This window comes from Shewanella sp. (genome assembly GCF_013214165.1).
Lineage (GTDB): Bacteria > Pseudomonadota > Gammaproteobacteria > Enterobacterales > Shewanellaceae > Shewanella.
Genome location: NZ_JABSSM010000114.1, coordinates 1 through 8,703, shown reverse-complemented (window position 1 = coordinate 8,703; position 8,703 = coordinate 1). Strand labels below are relative to the sequence as shown.

Annotated in this window: 7 protein-coding genes and 1 pseudogene; 6 read left to right on the top strand and 2 right to left on the bottom strand. The window is 42.2% G+C overall.

The features are described 5' to 3' along the window. Positions 1-550: 550 nt before the first annotated feature. Complete coding sequence (locus HRU42_RS19460) at positions 551-1,582, bottom strand: transposase (protein ID WP_295033569.1); 1,032 nt, start codon at positions 1,580-1,582, stop codon at positions 551-553. A 170-nt stretch (positions 1,583-1,752) separates the two neighbouring features. Between HRU42_RS19460 and HRU42_RS19455 the strand changes: the two genes are divergently transcribed. Together HRU42_RS19455 and HRU42_RS19450 are read left to right on the top strand one after the other, a co-directional pair. Continuing rightward, positions 1,753-2,040: a hypothetical protein gene (locus tag HRU42_RS19455; RefSeq protein ID WP_295033567.1), complete on the top strand. Its 288-nt coding sequence runs from the start codon at positions 1,753-1,755 to the stop codon at positions 2,038-2,040. A 67-nt stretch (positions 2,041-2,107) separates the two neighbouring features. Beyond that, positions 2,108-2,233, top strand: a pseudogene (locus tag HRU42_RS19450) (ISAs1 family transposase); the annotation flags it as partial. A 62-nt stretch (positions 2,234-2,295) separates the two neighbouring features. Here the strand turns inward: HRU42_RS19450 and HRU42_RS19445 are convergent. Beyond that, the gene (locus tag HRU42_RS19445) at positions 2,296-3,357 is read right to left on the bottom strand and encodes a serine hydrolase (RefSeq protein ID WP_295033565.1); all 1,062 of its coding nucleotides are present in this window, start codon (positions 3,355-3,357) and stop codon (positions 2,296-2,298) included. A gap of 715 nt (positions 3,358-4,072) precedes the next feature. On the opposite strand from HRU42_RS19445, the gene HRU42_RS19440 reads away from it, so the two are divergent. From HRU42_RS19440 to HRU42_RS19425, 4 genes are all read left to right on the top strand, one after another. Beyond that, positions 4,073-5,884 (top strand): hypothetical protein, encoded by a 1,812-nt coding sequence (locus HRU42_RS19440; protein WP_295033563.1) that lies wholly within the window; start codon positions 4,073-4,075, stop codon positions 5,882-5,884. A 14-nt stretch (positions 5,885-5,898) separates the two neighbouring features. Beyond that, positions 5,899-6,834, top strand: coding sequence for an RHS repeat-associated core domain-containing protein (locus HRU42_RS19435; RefSeq protein ID WP_295033562.1), 936 nt, complete (start codon positions 5,899-5,901; stop codon positions 6,832-6,834). Positions 6,835-6,846: 12 nt separating this feature from the next. Next, complete coding sequence (locus tag HRU42_RS19430; RefSeq protein WP_295033560.1) at positions 6,847-7,065, top strand: hypothetical protein; 219 nt, start codon at positions 6,847-6,849, stop codon at positions 7,063-7,065. Between the two features lie 1,131 nt (positions 7,066-8,196). After that, the gene (locus HRU42_RS19425) at positions 8,197-8,331 is read left to right on the top strand and encodes a hypothetical protein (protein WP_295033558.1); all 135 of its coding nucleotides are present in this window, start codon (positions 8,197-8,199) and stop codon (positions 8,329-8,331) included. The last annotated feature ends 372 nt before the right edge of the window (positions 8,332-8,703 follow it).

The window sequence follows — 8,703 nt, the reverse complement described above, 5'->3', positions numbered from 1 at the left end:
TAGTGGTACTTGCTAGTAACTCGTTTCTGGACCGAGATGAGTTTACTTGTCGGATAACAAGTTTCAAGTATCTGTTGTGGGTTCATTGGGCTGGTTCGGTACTTGGCAGTATTTTGCATACCAATATCGCATTGTTATCTACCGCCTGTCCGGCGAGGAATGTGCAAACACTTCTGTGACACGCTGTGAATATGTCCCTATACGCTCTGCGGTTTCAAACAACTTCCATGTTTAAAGGCCAGTTCAGCATCCTTGCCTCTCGTTCGAAGAGCTTCACTAAGTGAAGCCTCACCCTGAAACCGAAGGTCACAGCCGCGTTCACACCTGAGTATTTATTTCTTCGATTTCAGCTCTATTGGTTTGTAACAAGTTTCTGGACATAAATGGGTTAGTGCAATCGCTCTAGTTAAGCTGACATTGATTAGGAAAAGTATCTTAAATTATTATCAGGGCCTACTTCGCTCCGACATGTTTATTTATCGACCAGCCTTTTAACGTAGGAGCGGCTTCAGCCGCGAAGACCTTTCCGAAGACCTGTCCGAAAGCCTTGCTAAGGGGATGGATGAAGTGCATTGCTGCTGGCTTTACCTTTACACCATTGCCCACAGTTATGCCGCTTTTTGAAAGCACACATCGCATCCCAACGACCACTAATACCACTGTATTGGCGGCGAAACTCTTTCGCTGAGGTTATCCAGGCATCGGGTGCAATACCAAGTTCATTGAGTAATTTAGGCTGGTTTGAATCAATAAAACCTGTTTTATCAGGCCTAATGGCTCTGCCTGTCCAATCGATAAGTTGGAGGTAATCACAGAAATGAAATGGGATACCTGCTTGAGTCGCTAGGTGGGCAGCACCATCGAACTTGGCAAGGGGTTGGAGTGGCTCACTCGAGGCTGAGGCAGATTTATCATCATTTGCTTTGGTGTTTTTCTCAGAGGTATTTAGTTCGATAATACGCTCCTGAATAGACGTATAATCAGATGCTTGAAGTGTGTTCGCAATCCCAGCTCTGATGGGGTTTAAATCCACGTACATCATGCAGGCAAGGAGTGCTTGTTCATCGAGCAGGGCTTGGCTCTTAAAGCGTCCCTCCCAAAAAGCGCCTTTACATTCATCCTCACGATTGGCCCTACGTGCTATCTCTTCATTGAGACAGCGCATAAACCAACTAATACTCGATAGACGTTCCTGCCATTCAGCAAGTAGACCATCAAGCAGTAAACGCTCACCCTCGATTAAGGCATCGCCATTCATGTATTTAGTCGCGACATCATGTCCTTTAGTCACCTTACACCAAAGCTCAATTACCTCGCGGTTAGACAGCGACTTCGCTCTATCAAGGTCAACTTTAAGCACGAGATGATAGTGATTATTCATCACTGCATAGGCACAGACATCGATACAAAAGATAGCAGAAAGAGCCTTAACTTTTTCGACAATCCAGCCGCGTCTATGTTCGAAACTCTTACCAGTTAGTTTATCTTCACCGCAGAGGTAAGCTCTTCTAACACAACGATTTATTATATGATAAAACGGAGTCGATTCTGGGTCGATAAGGGTTCGTCGAGCTGAAGTCATAATCGTTATCCTGAACAACACTGAGTTGAGGTAACTTAAAGGCTAGTAGAGGATGCTCTAAAGCACAAAAGATATGGCTGTCCCGTCTTTTTTTAAAACATAAAGGGATACCTGCGGACAAAATATTTATTGCTCCGCTTTATCCTAGCCTGAACTGGTGGACCGCCATTGTGATTGATGACGGTGTTTTTTATGATGTTAAGTTGAATGCACTGACTAATTCACTGGAGATGTCGCCAAAACAAGATTTAGGTTACGCTGCCATCGAGGTGCCAACGCCCGCTTTAGCGTCTTTAGACTGGTTTACAAATGGTTTTATGCGTTTAGAGGAGATTGACGGGCATTTAGTTGCGACCGATCTAAGACTCAAAAAGGGGACTAGGGGTTATCGATTTAAGTTTGCCTTGGCAGAAAAGGATACGGATGGATGGAAGGAAATATCGCCATTCCGACTGTGATTCACCTCCTATTTATATACTCTTGAGTAAGTTGACTCAGGTGGTGCACTTGCATGTTGAACACGGCCGACAATGGATATTAAACATGTTGAAGCAAAACAAATCACGATCATCGAGCATGGCTAACAAGCGCAGGCTCTGCTGTCTAAATGATGATTATTTGTTTGAAAGCATGGATTTGTTCAACAAATAGACGTTGATGCGTTAGCCCTGGGGCTGGAGGCTAGGCCCCTCCGGCTAGCCGATTAAGTTCCACTACCACTCCGCATTCTGTTTCATTATTTTTGTAATAGATTTTGCAATCTCCCATCGAGGAGTATTACTTGAATTGGTAAGTAATATCATTGCATCTTCATTTTCAGGATAAGCAATAATTAATGATTTATATCCCCTAATACTACCGGGGTGCCTAGCAACATTTTTACCTTCACTTTTGTATACTTGCCAACCCAATCCCATATATATATCCCCCCATACCGTTTTAATTTGAGGTTCTAACATATTTTTGTATGTTTGTTCTTCTAGAAGAGAATTGTCATTAGCTAGTGTTAGTTTTAGCCACAGGCTTAGATCATTTACATTTGTAACTAAACCTTCACTTGGATTAAATGATAAGTCATAGGGACGCTGATCACTTTTATCTATTAATATGCCTTTGTATGTAGGAGGTGCTTCAGCAATGTTTTCATTCATTCCGTTGAAGTATGTACTTTTTTTCATACCTGCATGAATCAAAATATTTTCATTAATATACTTTTCATATCTAGCGCCAGAAATAGTGCTAATAACACTTCCTAAAATATTAAAGCCGGTATCACTATACTCAAATGTTCTATTTTCTAAGTTGTTGACTGCTGTTTTTTTCACTAGCTTAAGGTATGATTGTTCAGATCTTTGATTTTTAAAGTTTACTGGTTGGACAGAATCACTTAATCCGGAAGAATGAGTAAGTAGCTGTTTAATTGTAATGTTACTATTTTCAAATGTGGGTAAATATTGGCTAACAGTATCATTGAGTCCTAATTTATTATCTTCAACCAATTGCATAATTGCTTGGGCAGTAAAAAGTTTAGAGATTGAAGCAATTCGAAATAACGAATGTTTCGTTGTTGGTTTCACTTTTCTCTCATCAATAAATCCAAAACCTTTAATATAAATCACTTCGCCTGAGCTTATTATAGCTACTGCCATCGCAGGGATATCATTCTGTACCCGAATTTTTTCTAAGGTAACAGTGAGTTCATCATGAGTATTCACTTTATTAGCAAGTGCATTAGAAGAAAAAGTTAAGAGCATTATTGTCATTAATTTATACACTAGACTGCCTTGTTGAATATTACGCCCTCGTTAATGGGGAAGAATTGTTGGCTAAAATGTTGAGGGACGAAACTTAGTCAACTATTTTGTCCTGATTAAACAAGTTATTATGTGTGGCTACTACCAAAACCGCCAAAATTTTTTAGGGCTTTTCCAATTATCATAAGCTGCTGAAATTAGAGGAGCTAATTTATGATAATTCTCCCAAGTATCTTGAACATGATAGAGCATTTCAACGTTTGAACACAATATGCTGTCATAGTCGTTAAGGTAAAGATCAGATTCGTAGTAGTGCGTAGTAAAAATTTACCTTCTTTGTTAAGGTCTTCTTCCCCAAATTTTTAATCACACAAATCAACTTATCGCAACTTATCGAGCCATATATGGACGCTCCCTCCCCAACTTATCGAGCAACTTATCGAGCCAACTTATCGAGCCACCCATCATAAAAATGAAGCAATTGACCACATACCAGTGCTGACGTTGTGAGTGTTAAATGGCATATAAGCCGATGATTTGTTCTAACTTAAAGTATCAAGGCGATGATTTTGATGTAACCGTGATAAGTGGACACCCATAAGATTTTTGATACTTAAACTCCCCCCAAGTTCAAAGTAGCGAATGCATGGTGCCAGCCCTGATTAAACCCCTCAAATTAGAAATAACACACTCTAAAATCGAAGCGACAACTTATCTTGTAAATCAGCAGGTGTAGATGCGCAAAAGATATGGCTGTCCCGTCTTTTCCAGCACGCGTCAAAGTGATAACGCCGTCACGACAGTAGAGTATTTAAGTGGCAACAAGAAAAGAGTCACTGATGCCGAAGGCAATGCGACCACGACGACCTATCTTGCCTACGGCAGCCCTAGCTACAATAAACCTACGCTCATTGAGGCTCCTGATACCAGCGATACTTCAATTGCCTACAACAAATTTGGGCAAGTAGAGTCGATAACGCAGGGCTCTGTTACCGAAAAACGTTTGTATGATGGCTATCAACAGCTGTGTAAAACCTATCGCCCTGAAACCGGAGTGACCGCCTATGGTTATAACGCTCAGCGTCAGCCTATTTGGCGAGCCGAAGGCACCAATGGTGGCAGTAACAGTTGCGCCGCATCTTCAGTGCCTGCCTCGCATAAAGTGCTGTTGGGGTATGACAATCTAGGCCAACTTAGCACCGAAAACTTCCCGGATGCAACTCCTGATAATCGCTATCGCTATGATGCGAATGGTAATTTAGCATCGCTGGTATCGGGCAGTGGTAGTCGTGCCATTAGCTGGAGCTATCTGTACAACTCGCTAAACCTGATAGAGAAAGAAACCCTGTCCATGGACAGTAAAAACTTTGTGCTTGATTGGGGTTACAACAGTTTAGGCGCGGTATCGTCACTCAAGTATCCATCGGGGAGAAGCATTTATTACTCACCGAATGCCTTAGGTCAGCCGACCAAAGCGAGTGAAGGCACTTCTGCGGCGAGTATCAATTATGCCAGTAACGTTAAATATCATCCCAATGGTCAATTAAAGCAGCTGACTTACGGCAACGGCATTGTACGAAAGGTGTCTTTAGATACCACGGGGCGTATCGATGCTATCAGCGACAAGAAAAACACCACTCGCCGTTTAGACTTAGACCCGAGTTACGACTCAAATGACAACTTATCTAGGTTAATTGACCGAGTTGACCGTAAAAATGACATTGATAACTTAAGCTATGATGGCGTTAACCGTCTTAAAAGTGCAGATGGTCGCTGGGGTAAAGGTAACTACAGTTACGATGGCCTAGGTAATATCTTAAATCGCAGTATCAGCGGTTCATCAATCACTTACCACTATAATTCACTGAATCGTCTTAATAAGCTCAGTGGCGCATATGCCTACACGTATGGTTATGATACCCGCGGTAATGTGAAGCACAACGGGCGTTATGGGCTGGAATTCAACCGAGCCAATCAAATGACCGCGGCTAAAACTAATACCTATCGTTACGATGGCCATAATCGCAAAGTGGCACAAAACAAATCAAGTGGTATGCATCACTATATATACAGTCAAGCAGGTAAGCTACTTCATCGCCGGAAACCAGATGGAAAAAAGGCAGAAAGCATTTATTTAGGCGCTCAAATTATTGCTGAGGTGGGGGATGGTCTTGATGCTCTTCCTGATACAGGAACACCTACTGAGCCACCGAATCAAAACCTACCCTCACTCTACCTTGCTGCTGAACACTCAGGTAGCGGTAGCGGTGGCTGTCCAAAAGGACAGAAGTGTCCAACGGCAACTATAGGTTCACGAATAGTTGATAATTATCGATTATCTTGGATATCGAATAATGCTACGAACTGCGCAGGCAACGTTAAGCGCAACGGCGTAGTCTATATGAATTTATCTGGCCTTATTCATATCGGTATAGTTATTAATGATGACAGTGCCATCTATCACGCTGCAATGACCTGTACAGGCAGTGGTGGTCAAGTGACCAAAAGTGTCACTTTTGGTGGAAGCGGTAATGGAGACGAGTTCTAATGGGGATTTTAAGGATGAAAAACCTAATAAAATTGATTGTGAGTTTGTTGCTTGCTATGGCGACACTCCAAGTGAGTGCTGCACAATCGGTGCGTTATCAACATACTGATATGTTAGGCACACCCGTGATGGAGACTGATGAAGCGGGTAATGTCGTTAGTCGTAGCGTGTATGAGCCCTTTGGCAAACGCCTTGGTGGTGAGAAAGCGGGCATAGGCTTTACCGGTCATCTGCAAGATGAAGATCTTGGTTTGACCTATATGCAGGCACGATACTATGATCCACTTATCGGGCGTTTTTACTCGAATGATCCTGTGAATGCAATGGGGCATATTGGTCGTGGAAATGCTGTACATGGCTTCAACCGTTATACTTACGCTAATAATAACCCGTACAAGTATATTGACCCTGATGGTGAATTTGGAATTATTGGTGCATTGATTGGAGCATTGGTTGAAACTGGCGCTCAATTAATAAGTAATGGCGGAGACTTTTCTAACCTAGATGGTTCAGATATAGCAGTTGCAGCTGCCGTTGGTGCAGTAACTGGTGGCATTGGTGGGCGTCTTGCTAATAGTGCTATTAGAACAATGTCTGTTAGTAACGCTATTACTACTACTGCTTCCGTTGGCGGTACAGCTAGCGGATTTGGAGCTGTCGTAGCCGGAGAACTTAATGGTGAACCTGCTACAGTTAGCGAAATTGGTGCTGCGATGATTGGTGGAGCATTAGGTTCAGGGGCGGGTGCTAAACTAGCTACAGGATTTGCTAAAACTCTGGAAAAAGGATTTGGATCAATGAATTCAGCTATTTCTTCTGCAACAAAAAGTGGAATAGTGGGTAATACGGTTGGAGCTGGTACGTCATTAGTTCAAAAAAGTGGTGAAATAGCTGCCGAAGCTGCCTCAAATCTAAGTCAGAAAGGCTATAATAATCACGGTGAAGAATAAGGGTAACTATATATGAGTAGTAAATTAAACTTAACTTTAAAGTATGCACTTGTTATTGAGGTATTCTTTATCGCAATTTGTGCCCTATTAGTTGCGATAGAATATTTTATTGGTTCAGGCGTTTTTACTTTAAAGGGAACTCTCTCTTGCTTGGCTGTTTTTCAGATACCTGTTGCTTTTTTAGCTATAAAACATTGGATTATATTAAGCAAAGATCCATTTTTTAACTAATTTAAGTTTTGACTTGATTTGAAATAAATCAGGCCAGCCATGATTAACATAGGCTGGCCTTCTTTCTATGACATCAATGGAAATCATACAAAAAATTAAACTCAACCAATTGGTTTGGTTGAAATTTATAACCTAATTCTTCCATAACTCTCACCCGCAAGTCAACGTACACTAAATGGACACCCATTATTTTTTTACTGTTTCTTAGGGCGTTGTTGCCTAAACGCACGTTATCCTGAAAATTACGAATATACAGTCGATTTACCTTCGGTCAATGCTAATCAACAATTTGAGGCTTGTGTGGATAAGAACTTATCGAGCCACCCATCATAAAAATGAAGCCATTGACCACATACCAGTGCTGACGTTGTGAGTGTTAAATGGCATATAAGCCGATGATTTGTTCTAACTTAAAGTATCAAGGCGATGATTTTGATGTAACCGTGATAAGTGGACACCCATAAGATTTTTGATACTTAAACTCCCCCCAAGTTCAAAGTAGCGAATGCATGGTGCGAGCCATGATTAAGCCTCTCACACTAGCAATAACACACACTCTAAAATCGAAGCGACAACTTATCTTGTAAATCAGCAGGTGTAGATGCGGCTGCGAGCTTCGATGACATGGCCGTTCTATGACATTCATGTCACCACGGCATTTGTGAATCCATTCACATCAGACGCTGTCGCAGAGCCCACAAGGACGTGCTTGAATGATATCCTATCTAAGGGCCAGTTTAGCCAATTATGTCCCTATAAAAAGGCCAGTTCAGCATCCATGCTTCTCGTTCATAGGCTCATGGCTATGCCATATTCACCTTGCCTCTCGTTCATAAGCGCATGTCTGCGCCATATTCACCGCCTCGCAGAACCTTCTCGAAGCAGATAGTGCACATACCCCGCTGGGAAGCGATAGGTTACCAAGAAGGGTCGACCTTCAAAAAATATCCCAATACTAAATCAGCCAGAAGCTAAACCAGAAAATGTAATCAGCCTTCATTCCAAGGCTAGCAAACTTTGGGGCATATCCGTGTTAGTGAACTAACAAATATTCTTAAATCGAAGAGACAAATAACCAAGTGTAGATGCGGCTGCGAGCTTCGGTTTCAGGGATGAAACCGTAGAGCCCACATGGAAGTGTTCACGGCGTCTCGCAGAAGTATCTGCACATTCCTCGCCGGACAGGCGTTAGATTACATTGAAGGAACGACCTTCAAACCCATCACCCAGTATCAAATCAGCCAGAAGCTAAATCAGAAAATGTAACCAAGCTTCATTCGAAGGCTAGCAAACTTTGGGGCATATCCGTGTTAGTGAACTAACAAATATTCTTAAATCGAAGAGACAAATAACCAAGTGTAGATGCGGCTGCGAGCTTCCAAAACAGGGTGAGGTATCACGAAGTTATACTCTCCGAACGAGAGGCTGGGATGCCGAACTGGCCGTTAAACATGGACGTTGTTTGTTTTGGCAGAGCCTACAGAGATGACTCTTATAAAATCAAGAGCCGGCGCCTCGCAGAACCTTCTCGAAGCAGATAGTGCACATACCCCGCTGGGAAGCGATAGGTTACCAAGAAGGGTCGACCTTCAAAAAATATCCCAATACTAAATCAGCCAGAAGCTAAATCAGAAAATG